Raw genomic sequence first — 24,638 nt, 5'->3', positions numbered from 1 at the left:
TCCGCGCGCCTAGGCTCGCGACCGTGCGAGACGACCGCTACGGCTCCGACGTCCTGTCCCCGTCCTTCCCGGGCGCGGCCCGAGGGCGGCGCCCGGCATCCACGCCGGTGCCCGCCGAGCCGGGACTGGTGGTGGAGGACGTCGACACCGGCTGGGTGGGCGCGGTGGTCCGGGTGGAGAAGTCGGGCGGGATGCACGTGGTGGTCCTGGAGGACCGTCGTGGGCGCACCCGCACATTCCCCCTGGGCCCGGGGTTCTGGGTGGACGGCAAGCCGGTGGAGCTGACCGCCCCCGTGGTGACCCGGGCGCCCGCAGCCCCCGCCCGCACCGCCTCCGGCTCCGTCGCGGTGCACGGGGCCCGTGCCCGGGTGGCGCGAGGCAGCCGCATCTGGGTGGAGGGCAAGCACGACGCGGAGCTCGTCGAGAAGGTCTGGGGCGACGACCTCCGGATCGAGGGCGTGGTGGTGGAGATGCTCGACGGCGTGGACCACCTCGCCGAACGTTTGGCCGCCTTCGACCCCGATCCGGAGCGCCGGGTCGGGGTGCTCGTCGACCACCTGGTGCCCGGCTCCAAGGAGCAGCGGCTGGCTGACGAGGCCCTGCGCGGCGTCGCACCCGGGACGGTGCTGGTGCTGGGCCACCCCTACGTCGACGTGTGGCAGGCGGTGCGCGCCGAGCGCCTGGGGCTTGCCCGCTGGCCCGTGATCGATCGGGGCACCGAGTGGAAGCGCGGGATCCTCCGCGAGCTGGGCTGGCCCGCCGACACCCAGGAGGACGTGGCCCGCGCCTGGAAGAGGATCCTGGGTACCGTCCGCGACTTCCGCGACCTCGACCCGGCCCTGCTGGGCCGGGTCGAGGAGCTGATCGACTTCGTGACCGTCTGAGACGGGCGCGGTCCCGCCCGCGCCGCGGCGGGCTCAGCCCACCTCAGACCGCGGCGACCGGCCCGCCGGTCAGGCGCCGGTACGCGTACGCGATCGCGATCGTGACGACCGGGACCACCACGAGGAGGCCGAGGCCGCACGGGATCGAGCCGAGGATCATCAGGCCGAGGCCGGCGAGCAGCAGCAGGAAGACGGACCCGAAGTTCTGCGCCACCAGCCGGAAGCTCGTGGTGAACGCGTCCCAGGCGCCGAGGCCCTTGTCGTGCACGTTGTGGTAGGTGAACGTGGCGAAGATGATGATCGCCAGGCCGGGCAGCACGCACGCGAACAGGCCCAGGGTGGTCAGGACCGCCACGATCACGGCGGCAAGGATGACCGCGCCCATCCGGTCCGCGGAGAAGAACGAGGCGAGGGTGGGCCGCTCGCCCGAGACCTCCTTGAGCGCCGCTCGGACGGCGAGCGCCTGCAGCACCGCCGAGATGATGGCTCCCAGGATCGACAGCGCGGTCGCCCCGAAGGTGACGCCGGTCTGCGCCAGGGTGCGCCCCTCGAGCGCGGCGTTCATCTGCTCCTGGTAGTCGCTGATCTGGCCGCTGTTGAACGCGCCGTTGACCACGGCGAGGATCACGACGTACAGGATCCACGCGAGGGCGTTGCCCTTGAACGTGTTCCACCCGAAGGACAGGGCCTCACCGACGGAGAAGCCGCCCGAGGTGGTCCCGTACCCCGACGTCCCCGAGGAGCCGCCCGACCCGCTGTACGAGGGCATCGCCCCGTAGTTGCCGGGCGGGGTGGGGCCGGGCTGGACCGGGTCGCCGGGTCCGTACGGGCCGCCCGACGACGGACCCGTGCCGGACGACGAGCTGCCGTAGGCGGGACCGCCCGACGCGGGACCGCCCGACGACGAGCTGCCGTAAGCCGGGCTGCCCGAGGCGGGCCCCGCCCCGTAGGCCGGCGGCTCGGCCGCCGCGGAGTACGGCGAGGGCTCGGCCGGCGGGTTGAAGGGCTCGGGCTCGATCGGACCCGGCGTCGGCTCGGTGGGACGAGGCTCCGTGGGCTCGGGCCGCACCGGGCCGGGGTCGTAGGGCTCGGGCCGGACAGGGTCGGGCAGCACAGGCTCCGGGTCGGACGGGCGGGGTACCTCCGGGTCGGGCTCGGAGGGGCGCGGGGCGTACGGGTCCGTCGGCGTGCTCTCGCCGTACCGGTCAGGCTCGTTCGGGTCGCGCGGCACGCCGGGCGTGTTCTCGCTCATGTGTTCCCTCTCCTCGGGTCCTCCTGAGGATCAACTCTGAACCGAGGGTCGAGGGAGCGCGACCCGAACGAGCCGTGCCGTCAGGAGACGACGACCGGCTGGCCCTCGAGACGGCGGTACAGGTAGGCGCCCATGAGCACGAGCACCGGCACCACCACGAGGAGGCCGATGCCGCACACGAGGAAGCCGGCGATGCTGAGCCCGACCGCCACGAGGAAGGCCAGGATCGCGACCCCGAAGTTCGACGAGACGAGGCGCACGCTCGACCGCATGGCGGTCAGCCCGTCCTGCCCCTGGTCGAGCACGTAGTACGGCGCCGCCAGGAGGAAGAAGCCCACCACGATCTGCAGCAGCAGGCCGACGCCCGGCACGAGGGCCACGAGGCTCAGGAGCGCCTGGAGCACGGCGAGCGTCGCCACGCCGCCCCAGTTGCTGATGGAGAAGAACGCGCCGAACGAGGCCGACCCGTCCCGCGTCTGCACCAGCGCCCCCTGGTACAGGAAGAAGCCGAGGATCGACGCGACGACCGATCCCACCATGGACAGGAGCTGGCCGGTGAGCGTCACCTCCTCCGCAGCGGCGGTCGCCGCCTCCATGGCGGCGGGGTCCGCGAGGAGCTCCGGGTCGGAGAAGAGGCGGAACGTGTCGGTCAGCGCCGGTGTGGTGACCAGCGTGACGATGAACGCCGCCACCGCGATCACGAACGCGACGGCGAGCCAGATGCCCGCGTTCCGGCCGAAGGCCGAGAACCCGTAGCCCACGGCGTCACCGATCCGCACCGGGCCGGTGTGCTGGTGGGCGGAGCGGTTCCAGTCCGGCGCCTGAGGGGCCGACGGCGGGCCGTACGGACCTGACGCCCCGTACGGTCCGGGCGCCCCGTAGGCGGGCATCCCCTGACCGGGCTCGGCCGGCGGGGGCGCGTACGCGCCGTACGCCGGCTGCGGCCGGGCCGGCGGCTCCGGCTGGGGCTGCTCAGGCTGCTGGGCCGCGGGCTCGGGCGCGCCCGGCTCGGGCGTCGGAGGGGTCGACGGCTGCTGCGGCTCGGGCGTCGGACCGGTCGCGCTGGTGTCACTCATAGGGGCACCCTTCCAGGAGATGTGTCGGCGAGATAACGCACAGATCGGGCAAAGAGTTTCGGTCAGGCCGGCTGTCCACCGGTGAGCCGGACGTAGGCGTAGGCGTTCATCAGGAGGGACAGCGGCATCGCGACCACGAGCCCGATCACCGGCACCACGCCCGCCGCCGCGGAGACGGCGAGCACGCCGAGATACACCATCACGACGGCACCGAGGTTGCTGGTGACGAGGCGGTAGCTGGACCGGACGGAGTCGACCAGGCCCAGCCCGCGGTCGAGGGCGAAGAAGAGGGTGAACTGCAGGAGGAAGGCGATCACGACGCCCGGCAGGTAGAACAGGAGCGCACCGCAGAGGGCCAAGGTCCCGACCGCGACACTGTCGAGGAGGGCGCGACCGTAGCCCGGCACCTGGAGCAGGGCCGCGCGCGTGATCGGCACACCGCGGGCGACACGCAGGGCGAGCGACAGCAGCACGGGCGCGACGAGCCACAGCAGGACCATCCCGACGGCGAGCCACGCGGCGAACGCACCGTGCGGCACGTCCACCGGGAAATCGTCCCCCTCGCTCCTTGCCACGAACGCGCCGAACCCGAGGACGTACCACACCACCGCCACCACGCTGACGCACAGGACGAGGATCGTGTACACCGCCGACACGGCCGTCAAGGGCAGCCAGCTGCGCGAGAACCGGCTCCACGCCCAGGAGAACGCATCGCTCAGGATCGAGCTGGACGGCGGAGGCGCATACCCGGGCGGGGCGACGTACCCAGGCGGCGGGCCGTACCCCGCCGGGGGCGGCGGCGGGCCGTACCCCGGGCCCGCAGGGGCGGCGGGTGCTGCTGGTCGGCCGGGCCCGGGCGACGCGTAGGGGTCGTTCGGTACGGCGTCGCTCATGAGGCCTCTTCCCGGGGCACGTCGTCGCAGGTCGGGCACAGAGTAGCGTCCGCCTCCGACACGCCCCTGCCTCGGCCCCGGCGTTGGCCCCGGCGGGCCCGCTCAGTCGGTCAGCTCACGCACCACCGTGTCGGCGAGCAGCCGGCCCCGCAGGGTCAGGACGCCGCGCCCGCGCACGGCGGCCCGGCCGTCGAGCAGCCCGCGGGCCACGAGGCCCGCCACCGCGGTGTGCGCCGACGGCGACAGCACGCCCAGGTCGAGCCCTTCCCGGAGCCGCACGCCCAGCATCACGCGCTCCAGGTGGTGCTCAGCGAAGGTGAGCAGCTCGCGGCCCGCGCCAGGGCTCGTCCCGGCCTCGAGGAGCGCGGCATACCGCCGCGGGTGCTTCACGTTCCACCAGCGCACACCGGCGGCCGGTTCACCGCTCGCCCCGTCCGGGTCGCCGCCCCCGCCTGGCGCACCCGACGAGACGTACGAGTGGGCACCCGGTCCCACGCCCCACCAGTCGTCCCCGCGCCAGTAGGCCAGGTTGTGCCGGCAGGCGTGCTCCTCGCCGCGCGCCCAGTTGCTCACCTCGTACCAGGTGAGGCCGGCCTCCGTGAGCAGCGCGTCCGCAAGCTCGTACTTGGCCGCCTGGTCGTCCTCGTCGGGCAGCGTGACCTCGCCACGACGCACCTGGGCCGCCATCTTGGTGCCCTGCTCCACCACGAGCGCGTAGGCGGACACGTGGTCGACGCCGGTCGCCAGCGCGGTCTCCACCGACGTGCGCCAGTCGTCGAGCGACTCCCCCGGCGTCCCGTAGATGAGGTCGAGGGAGACGTCGAGGCCCGCGTCGCGCGCCCAGCGCACCACGTCCGGGATGCGCAGCGGGTCGTGGGTGCGCTCCAGCGTGGCCAGCACGTGCGGGACGGCGGACTGCATGCCGAAGGACACGCGCGTGAACCCCGCCTCGGCCAGGACCTGCAGGTACTCCGGGGTCACCGAGTCGGGGTTGGCCTCCGTGGTGACCTCCGCGCCGTGCTCCAGGCCCCACGCGGCACGGACCCCCGCAAGGATGCGCGCGAGGTCGGCGGCCGGCAGCATCGTGGGCGTGCCGCCGCCGAAGAACACGGTCGACACGGGACGCTGCGGCAGCCCGACGTCGGCCAGCACCGTGCGCGCCAGGTCCACCTCACGCAGGGCGGTCGTCGCATAGGCGACCTGCGACGCCCCGCCGCCCAGCTCGGACGCGGTGTACGTGTTGAAGTCGCAGTAGCCGCAGCGCACCGTGCAGAACGGCACGTGGACGTAGACGCCGAACCGGCGGCCGTCGCCGCCCGGCCCGGCCACAGCAGGAGGCGACGCGACCCAGGGAGGCAACCGGCCGTCGTCGGGCACCGGGACGCCCTCGGGAAGGGACGGCACGCTACTTCCGCTTGTCCTTCGCGTCCTTGACGGCGGCCGAGTCGGAGGAGAGGGCGGCGATGAAGGCGTCCTTCGGGACCTCGACGGACCCGATGGTCTTCATGCGCTTCTTGCCCTCCTTCTGCTTCTCGAGCAGCTTGCGCTTCCGAGAGATGTCGCCGCCGTAGCACTTCGCGAGGACGTCCTTGCGCATCGCGCGGATGGTCTCGCGGGCGATGACGCGTGCGCCGATCGCCGCCTGGATCGGCACCTCGAACTGCTGGCGCGGGATCAGGTCCTTGAGCTTGCCGGTCATCATCACGCCGTACGCGTACGCCTTGTCGCGGTGCACGATCGCGCTGAAGGCGTCCACGTGGTCACCCTGGAGGAGGATGTCGACCTTCACCAGGTCGGCAGCCTGCTCGCCCGACGTCTCGTAGTCGAGGGACGCGTAGCCGCGGGTGCGCGACTTGAGCTGGTCGAAGAAGTCGAACACGATCTCGGCGAGCGGCAGCGTGTAACGCATCTCCACGCGGTCCTGCGAGATGTGGTCCATGCCGCCGAGGACGCCACGCTTGCCCTGGCAGAGCTCCATGACCGCGCCGATGAACTCGGTGGGGCACAGGATGGTCGCCTTGACGATGGGCTCCCGGATCTCCTTGATCTTGCCGCCGGGGAACTCGCTCGGGTTCGTCACGGTGATCACCGTGTTGTCCTCGAGCGTGACGTCGTAGATCACGTTCGGGGCGGTCGAGATCAGGTCGAGGTCGAACTCGCGCTCCAGCCGCTCGCGCACGATCTCGAGGTGCAGCAGACCCAGGAAGCCCACGCGGAAGCCGAAGCCGAGCGCCACGGACGTCTCGGGCTCGTAGTTGAGCGCGGCGTCGTTGAGCTTGAGCTTGTCGAGGGCGTCGCGCAGGTCCGGGTAGTCGGAGCCGTCCACCGGGTACAGGCCCGAGAAGACCATCGGCTTGGGGTCGGAGTAACCGCCGAGCGCGTCCGTGGCGGGCTTGCCCGCGTTGGTGACCGTGTCGCCCACCTTGGACTGGCGCACGTCCTTCACGCCCGTGATCAGGTAGCCCACCTCGCCCACGCCGAGGCCCTTGGTGGGCTGCGGCTCGGGTGAGCTCACGCCGATCTCCAGGAGCTCGTGCGTGGCCCGCGTCGACATCATGACGATCTTCTCGCGCGGGTTGAGGCTGCCGTCGACCACGCGGACGTAGGTGACGACGCCGCGGTACGTGTCGTACACGGAGTCGAAGATCATGGCCCGCGCCGGGGCGTTCGCGTCGCCCTGCGGGGCGGGGACCTCCTCGACGATGCGGTCGAGCAGCGCCTCGACGCCCACGCCCGTCTTGCCCGACACCTTGAGGACCGTCTCCGGGTCCACGCCGACCAGGCCCGCGATCTCCTCGGCGTACCGCTCCGGCTGCGCGGCCGGGAGGTCGATCTTGTTGAGCACGGGGATGATCGCGAGGTCGTTCTCCATCGCGAGGTACAGGTTCGCCAGCGTCTGGGCCTCGATGCCCTGCGCGGCGTCCACGAGCAGCACCGCGCCCTCGCACGCCGCCAGGCTGCGCGAGACCTCGTACGTGAAGTCGACGTGGCCCGGCGTGTCGATCATGTTGAGTGCGTGCGGCGTGCCGTCGACCTCCCAGGGCATGCGCACAGCCTGCGACTTGATGGTGATGCCGCGCTCGCGCTCGATGTCCATGCGGTCGAGGTACTGCGCGCGCATGGCGCGCGCCTCGACCACGCCGGTCAGCTGCAGCATGCGGTCGGCCAGCGTGGACTTGCCGTGGTCGATGTGCGCGATGATGCAGAAGTTGCGGATCAGCTCCGCCGGCGTGGCGTTGGGCTGGATGCGCGCGGCGTTCTGCGGAGAGGGAATCGGGGGCACCCGCCTATTCTCCCACGCGAGCGGGGAGGGCCGCGCGCACGGCGCCGGGGCGCCAGGAGCCCCTGCCGTGCGCTCGTTCCCCGCTTCGTCCGGAGCGTCGTCCGGGGCTTCACCCCCCGCTTCACCCGCCCGCGCCGGGCAGCGTCGCGCCGATGTCGGAGGCGCGCGATACCGTGCGCGCATGACGGTCGAGACCCCGGCCGGGCGCGGCGCAGGCAGCCCGGGCAGCATCGAGTACCTGTCGCTCCTCACGGACCTGCAGGAGCAGTTCCGCGAGGGCGTCCTGACGGCCGACCCCGAGGCCCGCGTTCCCGCGTGCGGTGACTGGACGGTCCGCGAGCTCGTGGAGCACCTCGCCGAGATCCACCACTGGGCTGCTGCGCGCGCCCGTGGCGAGGAGGACCCGGAGCCTCCGGCCCTGGCGCGTGACCTCGACGCGGCCGGGCTCGCGAGCCACTACGGGACGCACGCCGCGGGCGTGCGCGAGACGCTCGGCACCCTCGGGCCGGACGCCGTCGGGCGGGTCCTCGAAGGCATCACGCCCGACGGCACGGGACCGGTCGCCTTCTGGCACCGCCGGCAGACCCACGAGACGCTGGTCCACCTCCACGACCTGCGGGCCGCCGCCGCGGGTGCGTCGGCGCTGGGCCTGGCGCCGGCCACGCCCGAGGTCTGGAGCGACGCCGTCGACGAGGTGGTCAGCATGTTCCAGCCGCGCCAGGTCGCCCTCGGCCGTATGGCACCGCTGCGGCACCCGGTCGCGCTGGCCGCCACGGACGGGCCGGGGGCGCCGGTCTGGGTGCTGGGCGCCTCCGGCGACCGGGCGGAGGAGGTCGCGCCCGACGTGCTCGTGACCGGCAGCGCCGAAGGGCTCGCCCTCATGCTGTGGCGTCGGCTCACGCCCGAGCAGGCAGGCCTCACGGTCGAGGGCGACCACCGCGACCTCGCGTTCGCCCTCGCGGAGCGCATCGTCCCCTGAGCGGTGCGGCTGACGGCCGGGGCGCCCGGGGCGGTCAGTCGTCGGCGAGGACCTCCTCGACCCGCGCCAGGCCCGCCCGCGCGAACTCCGGCCAGCGGTCCCAGTAGTACGGGAGGCCGATCACCCCTTGCACCAGCACCCAGCCGCGAGCGCGCTCCCAGGCGTCGTCGGGCTCGGACAGCCCTGTAGCCGCCGCCTCGCGGAACGCCTCGCGCGCCTCGCCGCGGAACAGGGTCCAGGCCGGGATGAGGTCGGCGGCCGGGTCGCCCACCCCCACTCCGCCCCAGTCGATCGCGCCGCTCAGGCGCCCTTCGTGGACGAGCAGGTTGCCGGGCAGCAGGTCGCCGTGGATCCACCTCCCGGCCGACGACGGTCGCGCGTCCCGGGCGCGGTCCCACGCCCGGGTGACCGCCGGGACGTCGATGCGGGAGCCGCACGCGGCGATCGCGGCGCGCACGGCAGGGTCGAGCCGGCCGAGCGAGACGCCCCTGCTCGTCCCCTCCTTGAGCGGCCCGTCAGCGGGGTCGACGCCGCGTAGCGCCACGACCAGCGCGGCCGTCTGGCGCGCCAGAGGCACGGCGTCGAACGTGCCGGGCAGCGCCGGCGCGCCCGGGAGCCATCGCGTCACGGACCAGCGGTACGGGTAACCCTCCCCCGGCTCACCGAGAGCGAGGGGGATCGGCACGTCGACCGGCAGGTGCGTCGCCAGCAGGGGCAGCCAGCGGGCATCCGCCTCCGCCTGGCCGGCCGCCCACCCGATCTTGGGCAGGCGCACCAGGAGGTCGTCCCCCAGGCGGTAGAGGACGTGGTCGGTACCGCCGGGCGGGCCCGGCCGCAGCGGCAGGTGCGCCCACTGTGGCAGCTGGTCGTCGACCAGCCGGCGGACGGTGTCAGGGTGGACGGCTACCTCGTCGTCGTGGAGCGGCACGCGGTCAGGCTAGGAGGGGCGCGGCGGGGTCGGCCAGGAGTTTTGTCGAGCGGCACGTACATCTAGAGGTTCCGGTGGGTTGGTCTGGTTCCCTTGACCAGACCAGGGTTTGTCCTTACCGTCGAGAGGTGACCACGGTGAACGTGCAACAGGCGAAGACCAACCTTTCCAGCCTCCTGGCTCGCGCCGAGCGGGGCGAAGAGGTCGTGATCGCCCGCGCGGGGCGTCCCGTCGTCCGGCTGGCGCCGGTGGACGCGGTACCGCCGCGCCAGTTCGGCACCGTGCCGATCGACCTGCCGGACGAGTTCTTCTTCGCACCGCTGCCGGAGTCGGAGCTCCGCGCGTGGGAGTGACCTACCTGCTCGACACCCACGCGCTGATCTGGCTCCTCGGCGCCCCGCACCGCCTTCCCGCAGACCTCCGCGAGGAGCTCGCACGCGGCGAGAACCGCCTTCTCGTCTCCGCCGTGTCGGCCATGGAGGTCGCGACCAAGGTGCGCCTCGGCAAGCTCGACGAGGCACGGTTCCTGGTGAGCACCTGGGAGCAGCGCCTCGCCGACCTTCGCGCCGAGGACCTGGCCATCAGCGCGCCCCACGCGCTTCTCGCGGGTTCGATGGGCTGGGAGCACCGCGACCCGTTCGACCGGATGCTCGCCGCGCAGGCGCTCGTCGAGAACGTCGCTCTCGTCACGGCGGACAGCGCGTTCACTGGCCTGCCTGGCCTTCGTACCCGCTGGTAGCCCGCACCACGAACCGGCCGGACCGTTCGAGTGGCCCTTCCGGACCAGGCCGCTACAGTTCCCGCGTGACTCGGAACCCCTGGATCAGCCTGCTCGAGGACGTCGTCGACGCCGTGGCGTCGCACCTGTCGGAGCGTCCGGCGCCCGACCGGCCGGCCGACGACCGTCGTGAACCTGCGCGGGCCGCCGCCGCGCCCAGCCCGGCCGACGTGTCGGCACGGCGCGAGCCGACGGCGCGCGGGACGTCGTCGGGCACCCGGGCGCCGCGCACCGCCGGGTATCCCGGCGACTACGAGGGCACGGTCAGCCCCAGCTACGCACCCGACCTGGACGGCGAGCCCGACCCCGGTGAGGTGGTGTGGACCTGGGTGCCGTACGAGGAGGACCACTCGCAGGGCAAGGACCGCCCGGTGCTGCTCGTGGGGCACGACGGTCCGTGGCTCCTCGCCCTCCAGCTCACCAGCCAGGACCACGACCGCGACGCCGAGCAGGAAGCACGGGCGGGCCGGATCTGGTTCGACGTGGGCGTGGGCCCGTGGGACCGCGAGGGACGTCCGTCGGAGGTGCGGATCAACCGCGTCGTCCGCGTGCACCCCGACGCCGTACGGCGCGAGGGCGCGGTCATGCCGCGTGACACGTTCGACGACGTCGTGAAGTACATGGCGCGGGCGCTCGACCTCACCTGAGGCCTGTGCGGCCCGACGGCGGCACGTCAGCCGTCGAGCCGCACGAGCCGCGCCGGCGGGAGAGGTTCGTAGCCGAGCCGCCGGTTGACCGCACGCATCGCGGCGTTGGCGGCGTCGTTGCCGGTGCCGCACCGGGTGACGCCGGCGGCGGCCAGCGCGCGGAGCGAGGCCGTCTTCACGGCGGTCGCGAGGCCGAGGCCGCGGTGCTCGGGGTGCGTGCCGGTGTAGCTGTTCCACGCGCGATCGTCGGCGACGTCGACCAGGGCCGTCGCCGCCACCTCGCCGTCCGCGGTGACGACGGCCCGGCCCAGGTCGGGGCGGTGGACAGGGACGTCCCACGTGCCGCTGAGGAAGTCCTCGAAGGAGTCGGCGCCGGAAAGGCCGGACGGGTCGTCCGCCGCAGACCCGGAGTAGCAGGCCCAGACGGCCGCCGCGCCGACGTCCTCGACCGGGACGAGCCGGTGCCCGTCCGCCAGGACGGGCACCTCCCCGACCGTCCGCGGGTCGACGAGCGCCATCGACAGCTCCCTCGTGGTCCGCGCGCCCCACGCGTCGACGGCCGGGAACCCTCCCGCCTCCGCGATACCCACGAACGGGCCGTCGGCGACGCCACGCGCCCACGCGAGCAGCGCCGAGCCGATCCCGCGCCGCCTCGCGGCCGGCGCCACGACGAGCGTGAGGAACGAGTCGCCGTCCGGTCCCGGAGGCGACACCCGGCTGATCCCGACGACGTCGCCCTCGTCGTCCAGGGCCACGGCAGCGTCGAGCCGCCGGTCGGAGGTGAGGATCTGGCGCGACGACTCCTCCGACGTGACGACGTACGGGACGGCGTCACGGCGCACCCGCGTCCAGGCGGCGGCGTCGTCGAGGGTGGCCCTTCGGATCTCCATGGGTGGAGGCTATCGAGCCGTGACCAGCAGTTCCGGGCCCGGCAGCGGTCGAGGAGCGCCGGCCGCGCCCAGGTGAGGCCCGGTTCACAGGCCGCACCCTCCGCACACCGTTCGGATTCTGCTAATCTTGGTGGTTGCGTGTCCGCCCAGGTCGGCGGGCACAGTCTCAGTTCCTCTCCACGGGTTCCCCACCCCAGTCCCGGAGCTGCGACCGCCCTCTACGACCTATCCGCTCGCCGCCAGGCGAACACACCAGGAAGTCCACACGTGGCAAACATCAAGTCCCAGCTCAAGCGCATCAAGACGAACGAGAAGGCCCGTCTGCGCAACAAGGCTGTCAAGTCCGAGCTCAAGACGTACGTGCGCAAGGTCCGCGAGGCCGTTGTCGCCGGCGACAAGGACGCGGCGACGACCGCGCTCACGGCCGCCACGCGCAAGCTCGACAAGGCTGTCTCGAAGGGCGTCATCCACACGAACCAGGCTGCGAACCGCAAGTCGGCTCTCGCCAAGCAGGTCGCGTCGCTCTGAGCGTGATGCCCGGGCTCTGCTGAGCCCGGCGCTCGAACTTCGTCAGGCGCCGCTCCCCGTCCTTTCGCCAGGGCATCGGGAGCGGCGCCTTTCGTGCGCCCCGAGGCCCGGCCCGTTGCGGTGACGGGCGCGCCGTCGCGCGCGCCGCGCACCCTGGAGGGACGCGCTCGCCGAGCGGCTGGCGAGCCGCCTCGTGGGCCCGGCATAGGGGCCGGTCAGCCGCGGCGTGCCTGCGCGATCGCCATCACGGCACGCTCGACCGCGAACACCGGGTCGCGCCCCTCGCCCTTGACCTCGGCGTCAGCCTGGGCCACGGCACTGATCGCGGTGGCGAGGCCTTCGGGCGTCCAGCGACGCAGGTCCTTCTGGGCACGGTCCACCTGCCAGGGTGCGATGCCGAGCTCGCGCGCGGTGATGCCACCTCCTCGCATCGCCGCGACCTTGGCGAGGACCCGCAGCCGGATGGCGAGCGCGGCCACCATCGGCACGGGATCGACGCCGGTGTCGAGGGCGTGCCGCAGCAGAGCGACCGCCCGGCCGGTGTCGCCGTCGACCGCAGCGTCCGCGACCTTGAAGCCCGTCGCCTCGACCCTGCCGCCGTAGTAGCGGTCCACGACCCCTTCGTTGATGGTCCCCGTGGTGTCCGCGACCAGCTGCGCGCACGCCGCCGACAGCTCGCGCAGGTCGCTGCCCAGCGCCTCGACGAGCGCACGCACTGCCGACGCGTCGGCCCGACGGCCCGCCGCCCGGAACTCGTTGGTCACGAACTGCGCCTTCTCGGCGTCCTTGGTGATGGGGTCGCACGTCATGACGGGAGCGCCCGACGCCGTCACCGTGTCGAGCATCTTCTTGCCGCGCTGGCCGCCACCATGCACCACGATCACCGTGGTCTCGGGATCGGGCCGGCCGGCGTACGCGATGATGTCGGCCATGAGGTCCTCGGTGCCCGCGTCGGCCCCGAGGATCACCACCACCTTGGCCTCCCCGAACAGCGACGGGCTCGCCGCGACGGTGAGCTGCCCCGCTCCGTACGTGGCGCCCTCGAGCTCCACCTTCTCGAGCTCCGGGTCACGCTCTCGCGCGAGCCGCACCACGCCGTCGACCGCGCGCTCGGTCAGCAGCGGCTCCGCTCCACGCACGAGCACGACGGGCGCGAGCGTGGGCTCGTCCCAGCTGCGGGCGGGGGCGCTGGACCGGCGGGCTCGGGTGGCTGGGGGCACGAGCAAAGCCTGCCACGTCCGACGCCCGCCACCTGGTCCGCACCGCCGGTGACGCTCAGCACCCCGCGAGCGACACGGCCCCGCCCCGCACCACCAGGGCGAACGTGCCGCACTCGTCGGTGCGCACCACCGCGGCGCCTACACCCTCGTAGAGGTCCAGCGCGGCGTCCGTGGGGTGGCCGTACGTGTTCCCCTCGCCCGACGACACGATCGCCACAGCCGGGTCGAGCCGCTCCGCCAGGCCCGCGGACTGCACGCGCGACCCGTGGTGCGCCACCTTCACCACGTCGACGGCCCCCGTCCCACGGCGTCGCAGCTCGCCGAGCAGCGCAGCCTGCCCCGCGTCCTCGAGGTCGCCCAGGAGCACCACGTCCAGGTCCTCGGTGCGTACGGCGAGCGCCACGCTGGCGTCGTTGGCACCGTCACCGCCCTCGCCGCCCGACGCCCATCCCTCGCCCCGCGCGCTCGGGTCGCCGGCGCTCCCCGCACCGGGAAGGCCGGCCAGCAGGACCTCCCACGTGACGGACCCCGCATTCCCCCGCTCGCCGGGGCTCGCCGCCCGCACGGGTACCCCGGCGTCCTCGAGCGTCCCGAGCGCCCACGCGGCGTTCGCCGCCGGGGCGTCGAGCGGCGACACGAGGGCCGCCGTGACGTGACGCCCGGCGAGCACGGCGGGCAGCCCGCCCACGTGGTCGGCATGGAAGTGGCTGAGGACGAGCAGGTCGATCCGGGTGACCCCGAGGGCGTCGAGGCAGCGCCCGGCGGCGTCACCGTCGGGGCCGACGTCGACCACCACCGCTGACCCGGGGCCGCTGCGCAGCACCAGCCCGTCGCCCTGCCCCACGTCACAGGCCACCACCTGCCAGTCGGCGGGGATCTCCGGCGCCGGGCGGAGCACGCGGGGGATCGCGACCGCGACGACCAGGGTGACGACGGCGACGACCGCGACGACGGCCGGCACTGCCGCGAGCCGCCGGCCCGCCGACGCCCGGCGCCCCGAGGTGACGGCCCGGCGCACACCGGACCGGGCCGCGTACTGCCAGGTCTCCGGCCACCCTCGGCTCGGCCCGCGCCGGAGGACGGCCCACAGGACCACGAGGGTGAGCCCTGCCAGGAGGAGGGCACCCGCGAGGCCTTCCGGCCAGGGCAGCCTGGCGCCGGGGACGGCCGCGCTCCGGAGGGCAACTTCCGCGATCCACCCGGTCGCGATGCCCGCCACCCACGCGACAGCATGAGCGGCCACGGGCAGCCACGGCGCGAGAAGGGTCGCGGCCAGCCCCAGGAGCGTCGCCGGGACCAGCGCGGGCGCAGCGAGCAGGTTGGCGAGGACCGAGACGGACGAGACGGAGGGGTCCAGCAGCACGAGCACGGGGCCGCACGCCAGCTGGGCGGCCAGCGGGACCGCGAGCGCGAACGCGACCGGCCCACCGGTCCAGGGCGCCAGGCGGGTGGCGAGCGGCGCGGTGAGGAGCACGAGGCCCGCCGTCGCCGCCGCCGAGAGCGCGAACCCGAAGGACCGCGACAGCCACGGGTCCACCACGAGGAGGAGCAGGACCGTGCTCGCGAGCGCCGGCACCGCCTGCGACGGTCGGCCGATGGTCGTCCCGGTCAGCGCGAGGGCGGTCATCGCCGCAGCCCGGAGCACGCTCGGCTCCGGGCGGACGAGCGCGACGAAGGCACCTGCCACGGCTGCGACGAGGAGCACCCGGCCGGGGCGCGGTAGCCGTGCCGTCGCGGCGAGGGCGGTGAGCACCGTGACGACGATGGCGAAGTGGCTCCCCGAGACTGCTGTGACGTGCGTGAGCCCGGAGACGACCATGGCGTCGTCGATCTCCGGCGGCACTCGCGAGGTGTCACCGATGGCCGCGCCCGGGACCAGCCCGCGAGCCTGCGGCGAGAGGTCGTCCGTGACCGCGAGAATTGCCGACCGGAAGCCGGCGGTGAGGTGGTGGAGACCTGCCGGCGGCTCGGCCGTGGCGGCGGTCGCCTGGAGGCGGGCGGCCTCGGTGTCGCCGGGCTCGGCGGGTCTCAGCCGTCCCGTCACGCGCACCTCGGCGCCGTACGTGACACGCCCGGCGGCCGGCGCCGTTACCTCCACGTGCGCGCGGGCCGAGGTGGCGACGCCACGTGCCGTGACCGTACGGACCGCGAGGGTCCAGCGCTGGTCGGTGGCGCCCACGACGGCTCCGAGCGAACCCGCCGCGGCCTGGCCTGCCGGTGCGGGACCGTAGCTCACCGCCGACGGCTCGGACACGACGGTGCCGGTCAGGGTCGCCGACGCGCCCGAGGTGGCCAGCGTCGCCAGGGGTGCCCGGCCGGCGAGGTGGACGTGCCCGCTGACCAGGACGGCCAGGAGTCCCGCAGCCACCAAGGCCGTGTGGGCGAGGGCCGCGTGGGTGAGGGTCGTGTGGGCGCGGGTCCCGGCGGCGCGCCCGGCGAGGACGGCGACCACCAGGAGGGCGACGAGGAGCGCGAGCGGCCCGACGACGTGCTCCGGCGCGCCTACCCCCGGACCGGTCACCCACCACGACGCTGCCCACACGGCGATCGCCGCGGGCGCGAGCCGGAGATCCGTCATCCGTCAGACCCGGACCTGGTCACGAAGCTTCTCCAGCAGCGCGGGGCCGATCCCGTCCACGTCGCCGAGCTCGTCCACGCTGGCGAACCGCCCGTTGGCGTCGCGGAAGGCGACGATGCGCTCGGCGAGCACCGGGCCGATCCCGGGGAGAGCGTCGAGGGCTGCGGCATCCGCGGTGTTGAGGTCGACGACGCCGCCTGCCGACGTGGTCACGCCCCCACCCCCGGGCGCGGGCGCAGGCGCGGCCACGGCCTCTCCCGGCGCAGGGACGCGCAGCTGCTCGCCGTCGACGACCGGCCGCGCGAGGTTCAGCGCCGACAGGTCGGCCTCCCCGGTCGCCCCGCCGGCGGCCTGCAGGGCATCGGCCACGCGGGCGCCGTCGGGCAAGGTGACGAGACCCGGGCCGTGCACCTGGCCGACCACGTGCACCACGACCTGGCCGACACCCGGGGCTGCACCCGCAGCCGGGCCACCCGCGCCGCCCGCCGCACCTGTGCCGCCCGCCGACGTGTCATGGTCGGCAGCACCGGCGGCCCCGGCGCCGGGCTCGCCGTGCGCGCCCTCCGCACCTTCCGCGGGACCCGACCGGTGGTCGGACGTCGCCGCCACCGGTGCGAGCACCTCGACGTCGCCGTCGCGCCACGGCGCGAACGCCACGAGGGCTACGACCGCCGCCAGGACGAGGAGCGAGACCGCTGCGACGAGCGCAGTCCGGCCTGCGAGCGCCCATCGGCGCGCGCCCTCAACGGGTGGCTCCCCGAGGTGGCCGTGGGCCGCCGCGTAGGCGGCGGCGACCCCGGCAGCCGAACGCCGCGACCGCAGCCGCGCGACCAGCTCCGCCGCGTCCGTCCCGCCGGCCCCGGCCGCCCCACCTACCCCAGGCGCCCAGGCGGTCCCGGCCGCCCCGGGAGCAGAGGCGCCCGAGGCACCGTCACCCGAGGCACCAGCAGCCGGGGAAGGGTCGGCGCCGGAGGAGGGGTCGACGGCCACACCCTCGCGGGGATGGGCCGCGAGACCACCGCCGAGACGGGTGGGGGCCGCCTGCGCGCGGTCTGAGAGGTGCTCCATGCGCCCGACCGTAGGCAACGGCCCGCCCCGCGCGGGCGCCTCGACGGGTCACCTGTGCACGACCCGGTCGATCCGGGACCTGTGGTCGGGCTCCCGCCCGCCCAGCCCTGTGCGAGGGGTCAGTGCGTGTGGTCGCCGAGGTCGGAGACCACCACGGCCATGGTCCCGGGGCCTACGTGCACGCCGAGCACGGCGCTGAGCGGGCGCACCTCCACCTCGGCACGCGTCCGGGTGTGCAGGCGGCCGGCCAGGATCCCGGCGCGCTCGGGCGCACCGAAGTGGTGCACGGCGACGACAGGTCGGGTAGCGGCGGCGACGTCGGTGGCGCCCTGCTCGAGCAGCCGCTCCATCCCGGCCGCGCGCGTGCGCACCCGGTGGAGCAGCTCGATCCGGCCGTCGCGGAGGCCGAGGACCGGCCGGACCCCGAGCACCGTCCCGATCGCGGCGGCGGCCCCGGAGAGCCGCCCGCCCCGGCGGAGGTGCTCCAGCGAGTCGACGACGAACTGGGCGCTCGTGCTCCGGGCCACCTCTTGCGCGCGGTCCGCCACGTGGTTGGCGTCGCAGCCGGCGGCTGCGCACTCGGCGGCCGCGCGTGCGGCGAACCCGAGCCCCATGGCAGCGGTGCGGGAGTCGACGACACGCACGGCGAGGGGCGACCGGGCGGCGGCCGCCCGCGCCGACTGCACGGTGCCCGACAGCTCACCTGAGAGGTGCAGCGAGACGATGCTCCGCGCACCCTCCGCCGCAAGGTCGCGGTAGACCGCCGTGAATGCCTCGGGCGGGGGTTGCGACGTCGTGACCCGTTCGCCGTCACCCACCAGCTCGGCGACCCGGTCGGGCGTGATGTCGACGCCCTCCTGGTACGCACGGTCACCGGCGAGGACGCGCAGCGGCACCACGGTGGGACCGACGGCGCCCCGGTGTGCGGGGGCGGCGGCGGGCAGGCAGGACGTGGAGTCGGTGACGACCCGGACCTCTGGTCTCACCTGGGCGTGGGCTCGTCGGATGGCGCGCATGTGCCGGACACTCTACCGACGCTCCGCACCCCGCCGAAGCCGCCGGTCGGCGCACTGTCCACAGGCGTGCGCCGTACGCCGCGCGGAGCACCGCGTACCGCCCTAGCATCCGAACCATGCCGGACGCACAGACACCCGATCTCGCCGCGCTGCGCGCGGCCGCCGAGGCGGCGAGGAAGGCGCTCGAGGCCGCCGAGCGCGCGGCGGCGGAACAGGCCGCGCCCGCGCCCCCTCCTGCTCCCACCCCGGCTACGGCCCCACCGGTCCCGGCCGCTGCACCAGCAGCCCAAGAACCGGCACCGGCCGGCTCCGGGCAGCTCGAGGGCTACGCCGCCGAGGTGGCCGCCGGGTACGCGGCGGAGGGCGGGACGCTCGCGCTCGGCGCCCTCCTGGAGGGCGAGGTGGGCGGCGATCCCACGCCCAACCCTGCCGTCCAGGTGGGGTTCGCCCTCTCGATGCTGAACCGCCACGGCCTCGTGGCGGGCGCGACCGGGACCGGCAAGACCAAGACGCTGCAGGGCATGGCCGAGGGCCTGTCCCTCGCGGGGGTCCCGGTGTTCGTGTCCGACGTGAAGGGCGACCTGTCGGGCATCGCGGTACCCGGCGCCGACAACGAGAAGATCCGGTCCCGGGCCCGCAGCATCGGGCAGGACTGGCAGCCCACCCAGTTCCCCGTCGAGTTCTACAGCCTGGGCGGCATGGGCAAGGGGGTGCCGATCCGCACCACGGTGACCGACTTCGGGCCGCTGCTCCTGAGCAAGGTGCTGGGCCTCAACGAGACCCAGGAGTCGAGCCTGAGCCTGATCTTCCACTGGGCCGACAAGCAGGGCCTCGCGCTGCTCGACCTGAAGGACCTGCAGTCCACGATCGCCTACCTCACCAGCGACGAGGGCAAGGACGAGCTCAAGGGCATCGGCGGCATCTCCGCGGCGACGGCGGGCGTGATCCTCCGCGAGATCGTCGCGCTCCAGGGCCAGGGCGCGGACGTGTTCTTCGGTGAGCCCGCCTTCTCCAGCGGTGACCTGCTCCGGGTGGCCGACGGCAAGGGCGTGGTCTCGTGCCTCGAGCTGCCCGCCGTGCAGGACAAGCCGGCGCTGTTCTCGACGTTCCTCATGTGGCTGCTCGCGGACCTGTTCCAGGAGCTTCCCGAGGTGGGCGACGCCGACAAGCCCAAGCTCGTGTTCTTCTTCGACGAGGCGCACCTGCTGTTCACGGGCGCGTCGAAGGACTTCCTGGAGCAGGTGGTGCAGACCGTCCGCCTCATCCGGTCCAAGGGCGTGGGCGTCTTCTTCGTGACGCAGAACCCCAAGGACGTGCCGGGCGACGTCCTGGCCCAGCTGGGCAACCGGGTACAGCACGCGCTGCGCGCCTTCACCCCCGACGACGCGGCGGCCATGCGCTCGGCGGCCCGCACCTTCCCCCACTCGCCGTACGACATCGAGCGGCTGCTGCAGTCGCTGGGCACGGGCGAGGCCGTGGTGACGGTGCTGACGGAGAAGGGAGCACCATCCCCCGTCGCCTGGACGCGGGTCCGGGCGCCGCAGGCGTCCATGGATCCCGCGCCGGAGGCCACCATCGACCAGGTCGTCGCAGCGTCACCGGGCCAGGCGAAGTACGGCACGCCCGTGGACCCGGAGTCGGCGTTCGAGCTGCTCCAGGTCCGGGCGCAGCAGGACGTCGTGGCGCGGGAGGCCGCGGAAGCGGAGCAGGAGGCGGCGGAGGAGCGAGCGGCGGCCGCCAAGAAGGAGCAGGCCGAGCTGGAGAAGATGCGCGCCAGGCTCGAGAAGGAGGCGGCCCAGAAGGCCGCGGCCGACGAGCGGGCAGAGCAGCGCCGTCGGGAGGCCGCCGCACGCGACCGCTCCCGCGTGGTCACGTCGGTCGTCCGCACGGCCGGGACCACGATCGTCCGCGAGCTCACCCGCTCGATCTTCGGGACCCGCCGGCGGTAGCGCCCGCCTGGGCGCAGCCCGCAGGTCGCAGCCCGGCAGGTCGCGGCGGAGCAGGGTCGCGGGCCCAGCAGGTCGCGACGGAGAAGCACAGGTGCCCGACGCCGCCTCCGGCGTCGGGCACCGTGAGGGACGGGTCACCGCGTCTCGCGGAACTCCACGTGCTGCTTGACCAGCGGGTCGTACTTGCGGACCACCAGGCGGTCGGGGGTGTTGCGGCGGTTCTTGCGCGTCACGTAGGTGAAGCCCGTCCCCGCGGTGGAGCGGAGCGTGACGACCGGGCGGAGGTCGGTCTTCGAGGCCATCAGCCGTTGTCCTTCCCTGTGCTGCCGGCGCCGTAGCGGCGGCGGAACTTCTCGATGCGGCCGGCGGTGTCGACCACGCGGGCCGCGCCGGTCCAGAACGGGTGGCTGGAGCTCGAGATCTCGACGTCGACCACCGGATAGGTGTTCCCGTCCTCCCACTCCAGCGTCGCGGTGGGGCGCCCAGGCCCGGCGGGCGTGCTACCGGCGAGCGTCGACCGGGTCAGGAAAGCGAAGCCCGTGCTCGTGTCGCGGAACACGACCGGCCCGTACTCGGGGTGGATGGTCTTCTTCATGGCGTCCTCCTGGTGATCGTCTCGCCCTGCCCAACACATCGAGAACCATTCTCATTCCACGGTCGTGGTGAGCCGTCCGCACGGTGACGTGCCATCATCAGGGCCATGATGAGAACGACTCTCGTTACCGGCGGGTGACGACATGGCTACCGTGATGATGATCGAGAGCTGGCTCCAGTCGACGGGCCTCATGCTCCCCCCGCTCCTCCGCGACGCAGGGCACGACTACGTCCTCGTGACCCGGGACCCGGGCCTGTACCGGCTGCCCGACGGCAGCCCCCACCCGGTGCTCACCCTCGCCGACGACGTGGTCGTGGCCGAGACCAACGACGACACCGCGACGGCCCGGGCGGCGCAGGAGGTGGCACGGCGGCGCCAGGTCGACGGCGTCCTGTCCACCTGCGACTACTACCTGCCCGCCGTCGCCGTGGCCGCAGCCGCGCTCGGCCTCCCGGGCTCCGGCCCGGACGTGCTGCGCACCGCGACCCGCAAGCACCTCGTCCGGCGCGCGCTCGCCGAGGCGAGGCTGCCCGACGTCCCGCACGCCGTCGTCCGCACGTGGCCCGACGCCCGCAAGGCCGCCGCCGCCCTGGGATACCCGCTGGTGGTCAAGCCGGTCGACCTGAACTCCGGGACCGGGGTGCGGCGCGTCGCCGACGAGACCGCGCTGGCGAGCGCGTTCGCAGCGGTCACCGGACCCGAGCGGAACACGCGCGACCAGCCGCTCGAGCGGCTCGCCCTCCTCGAGCAGATCCTCGACGGGCCCGAGGTGAGCGTCGAGGCGGTCACCCTGGGCGGCCGCACGCGGATCCTCGGCATCACGGCGAAGACCGTGGAGGAGGTGGCGCTCCCCGGCGGGCACAGGTCCTACATCGAGACGGGCCACCTGTTCCCCGCGCCCCTCCCCGCCGCGACCCGCACCACGGTCGAGGAGCACGTCGTGGCCGCGCTCGACGCCCTCGGGTACACGCACGGGCTGAGCCACACGGAGGTGCGGCTCACCTCCGCCGGGCCGCGCGTGGTCGAGCTCAACCCGCGCCAGGGCGGCGGCTTCGTCTTCGACCTGGTGCGGCTCGTGACCGGTGAGAGCCCTCTGGGCCTCCTGGTCGACCTGGCGCTCGGACGCGACGTGACCACGCGGCCGACAGCCACGGGTCACGCCGCGAGCGCCGCCGTCTCGTTCCTCACGGCACCGGCCGACGGCGTCCTGCGCGCCGTCCGCGGGGCGGGTCGCCTGGCCGACGACGACCGCGTGGTCGCCTGGGAGCTGCCCCCAGCGGGCCGCGTCGTGCGGCCGGCCGACAACAACGACCGGCTGGGCCACGTCCTGGTGGCCGACCGCACAGGGGGCCGCGCGAAGGACTGGGCGGACGAGCTCGTCGCCGGCCTGGTGCTGGACGTCGACCCGGCCTGACGGGGGACGCCACCGCCCCCCACCGCGAGACGGGCGCACAGCCCGCGAGGGCCTGTGACGGACTCAGTCCTCGTGGTCCTCGTGGGCGTGCGCCGCCTCGTCGCCGGACACGCCTGCGATCTCGTTCGGCACCACGTCGAGCTCGGCGGAGAGCCAGACCTCACCGGTCTCGAGGTCCACGGCGTGGATGGCCTTGCCCGCCGGGTCGGTGACGTAGACGGACCCGTCGAGGGTCAGGACGGCCGGCCGAGGCTCCTGCCACTCGAGGGGCTCCTCCCACGCGTCCACGACAGGGATGGACGTGACGATCGCGCCGGCCTCCGGGTCGATGACGTGGAGCGCGCCGTCGGTCCCGAGGACGAGGGCCTCGCCGGCGTCGCCGCGGGCCAGCGAGCGGAAGGTGTAGCTCGCCGGCAGGTCGACCAGCCGGTGGGTGGCGGTGCGGGTGTCGATGAGCGACACGCGCGTGGGCCGCTCGAGCTCGGCGTCCTTGTCTGACTTGTAGTCGCCGAGCACGATCGGGGACTCCTCGGAGCCTGCCTGGTTGCCGATGCGGCCGTAGGCGTCCGGCGACCGCACCTTGGAGATCACGCCGTCCACGACCACGAGCGCGCCGTCCTCGCACCCGATCACCACGGCCTCGTCCGCCGCGACGGCCTCGCCGTGCACGCCCGGGCACTCGGCGCTCGTGGCGACCTCGTCCCCGTCGGCGTCGAGCACGCGGATCCCGGTGCGCTCGTCCTCGGTGCCCTCGGAGACCACGAGGGTGCCGTCCGGCAGCTCGACGGCGACACCGTGGTGGGCCGACGGCGTGGTCAGCTCGCGCAGGTCGCCGCCGTCGTGCGCCACCTCGGCGGCGTCGAGGACGGTCACCTTGCCGGTGCCGTCGTCGAACAGCGCCGTGCGGCCGTCGTGCGCCACGGCGTGGCCGGGCTCGTCGGCTTCGTAGACCACGTCGGTCAGAACGGGCTCGGCGGTCCAGTAGTGGGAGTGCTCGCCGTGCGCCTCGGCCCAGGTCCCCAGGTCGAGCACCCGGAAGCCGCCGGTGGTCGACACGAGCAGGTGCCTGCCGTCACCGGCCGGGTTGAGCCGGTTGAAGCCGTCGAGCTCGACGTCCGCGACCTCCTCGAGCGTGAGGGCGTCCAGCACCTTGATACCGCCGTCGTAGGTGACGGCGATGCGCGGGGTGGTGGTCTGCGCCTCGGTGGCGGGCGGCGCGGACGCGCCTGCGGAGGCGGACGCGGAGGCGTCCGACCCCGCGGGCTGCCCGGAGCCGCACGCCGCGAGGGCGAGCGGCAGGGCCAGGACGAGGGCGAGGGCCGCGGAGCGGCGGGGCACGGAGCGATGCATGTGTGGTCCTTCGTGGGGCAGACAGTGGCACATGCCTATGATGGGAATCATTCTCACAGGCGAGCCACAGTGAACCACACACTGAGAACGATTATCAACTAGCGCCGGCGGCCGCGACCTCCGGCACCCCCTCCCCCGCATACGCCCCCGCGACCGGGCCGGGCACCGCGAGCGCCGCGATGGCGGTGGTGATCGGGATGGCGAGCACGAGCCCGATCGACCCCACGAGCGTGCGGACCACCTCCTCGGCGATCTCGCCCGACGAGAGGGCGGCCACGGGCGACTGATCGATCAGCCAGACCATCATGATCAACGGCAGCGCCGCGCCGACGTAGGCGAACGCGATCGTGTAGACGGTGGAGGCGATGTGGTCGCGCCCGATGCGCATGGCCCGGGCGAACAGCTCTCCCCGCGTGGCGCCGGGGGCCACCGCACGCAACTCCCACACGGCGGACGCCTGGGTGATCGTCACGTCGTTCAGCACGCCCATGCCGGCGAGCACGAGCCCGCACAGGGCGATGCCGCGCAGGTCGGCCCCGGGCGCGGCTGACGGGAGGTACTGGGCGGACTCGGACGTGGCACCGGTCAGCTGCGCCGCGCCGGCCGCCCAGCCGCCGAGCACGGCCGTCAGTGCCAGGCCGAGCAGCGTCCCGAGCAGCGCGGCCGACGTCCGGGCGCTGAGCCCGTGCGCGAGGTACAGCGTGGCGAACATGACGAGGGAGGCCGTCACGAGGGCCACGCCCATCGCCGTCTCGCCGGCGAGCAGGGCGGGCATGGTGAAACCGAGGAGCACCGCGAACGCGACGCCCAGCCCCACCAGCGCCGCGAGGCCCCGCCAGCGGGCCACCAGCAGCACGACCAGCCCGTACGCGGCGGCGAGCCAGCCGAGCGGCACCTCCCGCTGGAAGTCCATGAAGACGAGCGGGTCGACGGCCTGCGCGATCTCCTCGATGCTGAGCGCGACGATCCGGTCGCCGGGCTCGAGCGGGATCGTCGGGCCGGGCGACTGCATCGAGGACAGCTCGCCCGACGGCAGCCGCACGGGGATGCTGCCCGTTTCGGGGTCGGCGGGGCCCTCGATCGTCACGTCGACGAACTTGCTGCCCTCCGCGACGACCGGCACCCGGTCCGGCACCTCGTCGGCACTGGGCCAGAGCGCCCAGAGGCCGATCAGGGTCGCGAGGAGCGCCGGCACCAGGGTGGCCGCGAGCACCAGCCGCGTCCTCGGGGGAGAGGCGGGCACCGGCCCGTGGGAGTGAGCGTGGGCTGCCATGGCGGCATCCTCACACAGCGAGGGTGCCTGACGTCGG

Annotated in this window: 23 protein-coding genes; 8 read left to right on the top strand and 15 right to left on the bottom strand. The window is 74.1% G+C overall.

Annotation, left to right across the window (positions count from 1 at the left end; genetic code table 11):
* Nucleotides 1-23 precede the first annotated feature (23 nt).
* Nucleotides 24-884: a DUF3097 domain-containing protein gene (locus AC060K_RS19145; RefSeq protein WP_483766944.1), complete on the top strand. Its 861-nt coding sequence runs from the start codon at nt 24-26 to the stop codon at nt 882-884.
* 43 nt (nt 885-927) lie between these two features.
* Here AC060K_RS19145 and AC060K_RS19140 read toward each other — a convergent pair whose 3' ends face one another.
* The 5 genes from AC060K_RS19140 to lepA all read right to left on the bottom strand — a co-directional run bounded on the left by AC060K_RS19140 (nt 928) and on the right by lepA (nt 7,388).
* Nucleotides 928-2,136: a hypothetical protein gene (locus AC060K_RS19140; protein WP_483766943.1), complete on the bottom strand. Its 1,209-nt coding sequence runs from the start codon at nt 2,134-2,136 to the stop codon at nt 928-930.
* An 80-nt stretch (nt 2,137-2,216) separates the two neighbouring features.
* Nucleotides 2,217-3,212 carry a hypothetical protein gene (locus tag AC060K_RS19135; protein WP_483766942.1) on the bottom strand — a complete coding sequence of 332 codons (996 nt, stop codon included), beginning with the start codon at nt 3,210-3,212 and terminating at the stop codon, nt 2,217-2,219.
* Between the two features lie 62 nt (nt 3,213-3,274).
* A complete protein-coding gene (locus AC060K_RS19130) occupies nt 3,275-4,105 on the bottom strand; it encodes a hypothetical protein (protein WP_483766941.1) in 831 nt (276 codons plus the stop codon).
* Nucleotides 4,106-4,207: 102 nt separating this feature from the next.
* Complete coding sequence (hemW, locus tag AC060K_RS19125; RefSeq protein ID WP_483766940.1) at nt 4,208-5,509, bottom strand: radical SAM family heme chaperone HemW; 1,302 nt, start codon at nt 5,507-5,509, stop codon at nt 4,208-4,210.
* Nucleotide 5,510: 1 nt separating this feature from the next.
* On the bottom strand, nt 5,511-7,388 hold the full coding sequence (gene lepA / locus AC060K_RS19120) for a translation elongation factor 4 (protein ID WP_483766939.1): 1,878 nt from the start codon (nt 7,386-7,388) through the stop codon (nt 5,511-5,513).
* 181 nt (nt 7,389-7,569) lie between these two features.
* On the opposite strand from lepA, the gene AC060K_RS19115 reads away from it, so the two are divergent.
* Nucleotides 7,570-8,367, top strand: coding sequence for a maleylpyruvate isomerase N-terminal domain-containing protein (locus AC060K_RS19115; RefSeq protein ID WP_483766938.1), 798 nt, complete (start codon nt 7,570-7,572; stop codon nt 8,365-8,367).
* Nucleotides 8,368-8,401: 34 nt separating this feature from the next.
* Here AC060K_RS19115 and AC060K_RS19110 read toward each other — a convergent pair whose 3' ends face one another.
* Nucleotides 8,402-9,295, bottom strand: a complete 894-nt coding sequence (locus AC060K_RS19110) for an aminoglycoside phosphotransferase family protein (RefSeq protein ID WP_483766937.1) — start codon at nt 9,293-9,295, stop codon at nt 8,402-8,404.
* Between the two features lie 128 nt (nt 9,296-9,423).
* On the opposite strand from AC060K_RS19110, the gene AC060K_RS19105 reads away from it, so the two are divergent.
* The 3 genes from AC060K_RS19105 (at nt 9,424) to AC060K_RS19095 (ending at nt 10,720) form a co-directional block, all read left to right on the top strand.
* Nucleotides 9,424-9,648, top strand: coding sequence for a type II toxin-antitoxin system Phd/YefM family antitoxin (locus AC060K_RS19105; protein ID WP_483766936.1), 225 nt, complete (start codon nt 9,424-9,426; stop codon nt 9,646-9,648).
* A complete protein-coding gene (locus AC060K_RS19100; protein WP_483766935.1) occupies nt 9,639-10,034 on the top strand; it encodes a type II toxin-antitoxin system VapC family toxin in 396 nt (131 codons plus the stop codon). The genes AC060K_RS19105 and AC060K_RS19100 overlap by 10 nt, the downstream gene beginning before the upstream one ends.
* A gap of 65 nt (nt 10,035-10,099) precedes the next feature.
* On the top strand, nt 10,100-10,720 hold the full coding sequence (locus tag AC060K_RS19095; protein WP_483766934.1) for a type II toxin-antitoxin system PemK/MazF family toxin: 621 nt from the start codon (nt 10,100-10,102) through the stop codon (nt 10,718-10,720).
* Between the two features lie 26 nt (nt 10,721-10,746).
* On the opposite strand, the gene AC060K_RS19090 is transcribed toward AC060K_RS19095, so the two are convergent.
* Nucleotides 10,747-11,610 (bottom strand): GNAT family N-acetyltransferase, encoded by an 864-nt coding sequence (locus AC060K_RS19090; RefSeq protein WP_483766933.1) that lies wholly within the window; start codon nt 11,608-11,610, stop codon nt 10,747-10,749.
* Between the two features lie 267 nt (nt 11,611-11,877).
* Between AC060K_RS19090 and rpsT the strand changes: the two genes are divergently transcribed.
* Nucleotides 11,878-12,138 carry a 30S ribosomal protein S20 gene (rpsT, locus tag AC060K_RS19085; protein ID WP_483766932.1) on the top strand — a complete coding sequence of 87 codons (261 nt, stop codon included), beginning with the start codon at nt 11,878-11,880 and terminating at the stop codon, nt 12,136-12,138.
* Nucleotides 12,139-12,353: 215 nt separating this feature from the next.
* Here rpsT and holA read toward each other — a convergent pair whose 3' ends face one another.
* The 4 genes from holA to AC060K_RS19065 all read right to left on the bottom strand — a co-directional run bounded on the left by holA (nt 12,354) and on the right by AC060K_RS19065 (nt 18,020).
* A complete protein-coding gene (gene holA / locus AC060K_RS19080) occupies nt 12,354-13,358 on the bottom strand; it encodes a DNA polymerase III subunit delta (protein WP_483766931.1) in 1,005 nt (334 codons plus the stop codon).
* A gap of 55 nt (nt 13,359-13,413) precedes the next feature.
* A complete protein-coding gene (locus AC060K_RS19075) occupies nt 13,414-15,936 on the bottom strand; it encodes a ComEC/Rec2 family competence protein (RefSeq protein WP_483766930.1) in 2,523 nt (840 codons plus the stop codon).
* Between the two features lie 3 nt (nt 15,937-15,939).
* The gene (locus tag AC060K_RS19070; protein WP_483766929.1) at nt 15,940-17,004 is read right to left on the bottom strand and encodes a helix-hairpin-helix domain-containing protein; all 1,065 of its coding nucleotides are present in this window, start codon (nt 17,002-17,004) and stop codon (nt 15,940-15,942) included.
* Between the two features lie 119 nt (nt 17,005-17,123).
* On the bottom strand, nt 17,124-18,020 hold the full coding sequence (locus AC060K_RS19065; protein WP_483766928.1) for a DegV family protein: 897 nt from the start codon (nt 18,018-18,020) through the stop codon (nt 17,124-17,126).
* A 116-nt stretch (nt 18,021-18,136) separates the two neighbouring features.
* Here AC060K_RS19065 and AC060K_RS19060 point away from each other — a divergent pair, with 116 nt between their 5' ends.
* A complete protein-coding gene (locus AC060K_RS19060) occupies nt 18,137-19,969 on the top strand; it encodes a helicase HerA-like domain-containing protein (protein ID WP_483766927.1) in 1,833 nt (610 codons plus the stop codon).
* Between the two features lie 134 nt (nt 19,970-20,103).
* Here AC060K_RS19060 and rpmG read toward each other — a convergent pair whose 3' ends face one another.
* Together rpmG and AC060K_RS19050 are read right to left on the bottom strand one after the other, a co-directional pair.
* The gene (gene rpmG, locus AC060K_RS19055) at nt 20,104-20,271 is read right to left on the bottom strand and encodes a 50S ribosomal protein L33 (protein WP_483766926.1); all 168 of its coding nucleotides are present in this window, start codon (nt 20,269-20,271) and stop codon (nt 20,104-20,106) included.
* Nucleotides 20,271-20,564 carry a type B 50S ribosomal protein L31 gene (locus AC060K_RS19050; protein ID WP_483766925.1) on the bottom strand — a complete coding sequence of 98 codons (294 nt, stop codon included), beginning with the start codon at nt 20,562-20,564 and terminating at the stop codon, nt 20,271-20,273. Before AC060K_RS19050 ends, rpmG begins: the two co-directional genes overlap by 1 nt.
* A 142-nt stretch (nt 20,565-20,706) precedes the next feature.
* Here AC060K_RS19050 and AC060K_RS19045 point away from each other — a divergent pair, with 142 nt between their 5' ends.
* The gene (locus AC060K_RS19045) at nt 20,707-21,978 is read left to right on the top strand and encodes an ATP-grasp domain-containing protein (protein WP_483766924.1); all 1,272 of its coding nucleotides are present in this window, start codon (nt 20,707-20,709) and stop codon (nt 21,976-21,978) included.
* Nucleotides 21,979-22,041: 63 nt separating this feature from the next.
* Here the strand turns inward: AC060K_RS19045 and aztD are convergent, their stop codons facing one another.
* Complete coding sequence (gene aztD, locus AC060K_RS19040; protein ID WP_483766923.1) at nt 22,042-23,328, bottom strand: zinc metallochaperone AztD; 1,287 nt, start codon at nt 23,326-23,328, stop codon at nt 22,042-22,044.
* 94 nt (nt 23,329-23,422) lie between these two features.
* A complete protein-coding gene (locus tag AC060K_RS19035; RefSeq protein WP_483766922.1) occupies nt 23,423-24,601 on the bottom strand; it encodes a YibE/F family protein in 1,179 nt (392 codons plus the stop codon).
* Nucleotides 24,602-24,638 lie beyond the last annotated feature (37 nt).

This window comes from Antribacter sp. NEAU-D49, from assembly GCF_057158775.1.
The sequence above is the reverse complement of the archived record's forward strand: the minus strand, read 5'-3'. Positions and strand labels throughout refer to the sequence as shown.

What these genes read in the sequence shown, in the direction of transcription:
- AC060K_RS19140 (WP_483766943.1), bottom strand. Translation starts at nt 2,136, where the DNA reads ATGAGCGAGAACACGCCCGGCGTGCCGCGCGACCCGAACGAGCCTGAC.
- AC060K_RS19135 (WP_483766942.1), bottom strand. Translation starts at nt 3,212, where the DNA reads ATGAGTGACACCAGCGCGACCGGTCCGACGCCCGAGCCGCAGCAGCCG.
- AC060K_RS19130 (WP_483766941.1), bottom strand. Translation starts at nt 4,105, where the DNA reads ATGAGCGACGCCGTACCGAACGACCCCTACGCGTCGCCCGGGCCCGGC.
- AC060K_RS19115 (WP_483766938.1), top strand. Translation starts at nt 7,570, where the DNA reads ATGACGGTCGAGACCCCGGCCGGGCGCGGCGCAGGCAGCCCGGGCAGC.
- AC060K_RS19090 (WP_483766933.1), bottom strand. Translation starts at nt 11,610, where the DNA reads ATGGAGATCCGAAGGGCCACCCTCGACGACGCCGCCGCCTGGACGCGG.
- AC060K_RS19075 (WP_483766930.1), bottom strand. Translation starts at nt 15,936, where the DNA reads ATGACGGATCTCCGGCTCGCGCCCGCGGCGATCGCCGTGTGGGCAGCG.
- AC060K_RS19070 (WP_483766929.1), bottom strand. Translation starts at nt 17,004, where the DNA reads ATGGAGCACCTCTCAGACCGCGCGCAGGCGGCCCCCACCCGTCTCGGC.
- AC060K_RS19065 (WP_483766928.1), bottom strand. Translation starts at nt 18,020, where the DNA reads ATGCGCGCCATCCGACGAGCCCACGCCCAGGTGAGACCAGAGGTCCGG.
- AC060K_RS19060 (WP_483766927.1), top strand. Translation starts at nt 18,137, where the DNA reads ATGCCGGACGCACAGACACCCGATCTCGCCGCGCTGCGCGCGGCCGCC.
- rpmG (WP_483766926.1), bottom strand. Translation starts at nt 20,271, where the DNA reads ATGGCCTCGAAGACCGACCTCCGCCCGGTCGTCACGCTCCGCTCCACC.
- AC060K_RS19050 (WP_483766925.1), bottom strand. Translation starts at nt 20,564, where the DNA reads ATGAAGAAGACCATCCACCCCGAGTACGGGCCGGTCGTGTTCCGCGAC.
- AC060K_RS19045 (WP_483766924.1), top strand. Translation starts at nt 20,707, where the DNA reads ATGGCTACCGTGATGATGATCGAGAGCTGGCTCCAGTCGACGGGCCTC.
- aztD (WP_483766923.1), bottom strand. Translation starts at nt 23,328, where the DNA reads ATGCATCGCTCCGTGCCCCGCCGCTCCGCGGCCCTCGCCCTCGTCCTG.
- AC060K_RS19035 (WP_483766922.1), bottom strand. Translation starts at nt 24,601, where the DNA reads ATGGCAGCCCACGCTCACTCCCACGGGCCGGTGCCCGCCTCTCCCCCG.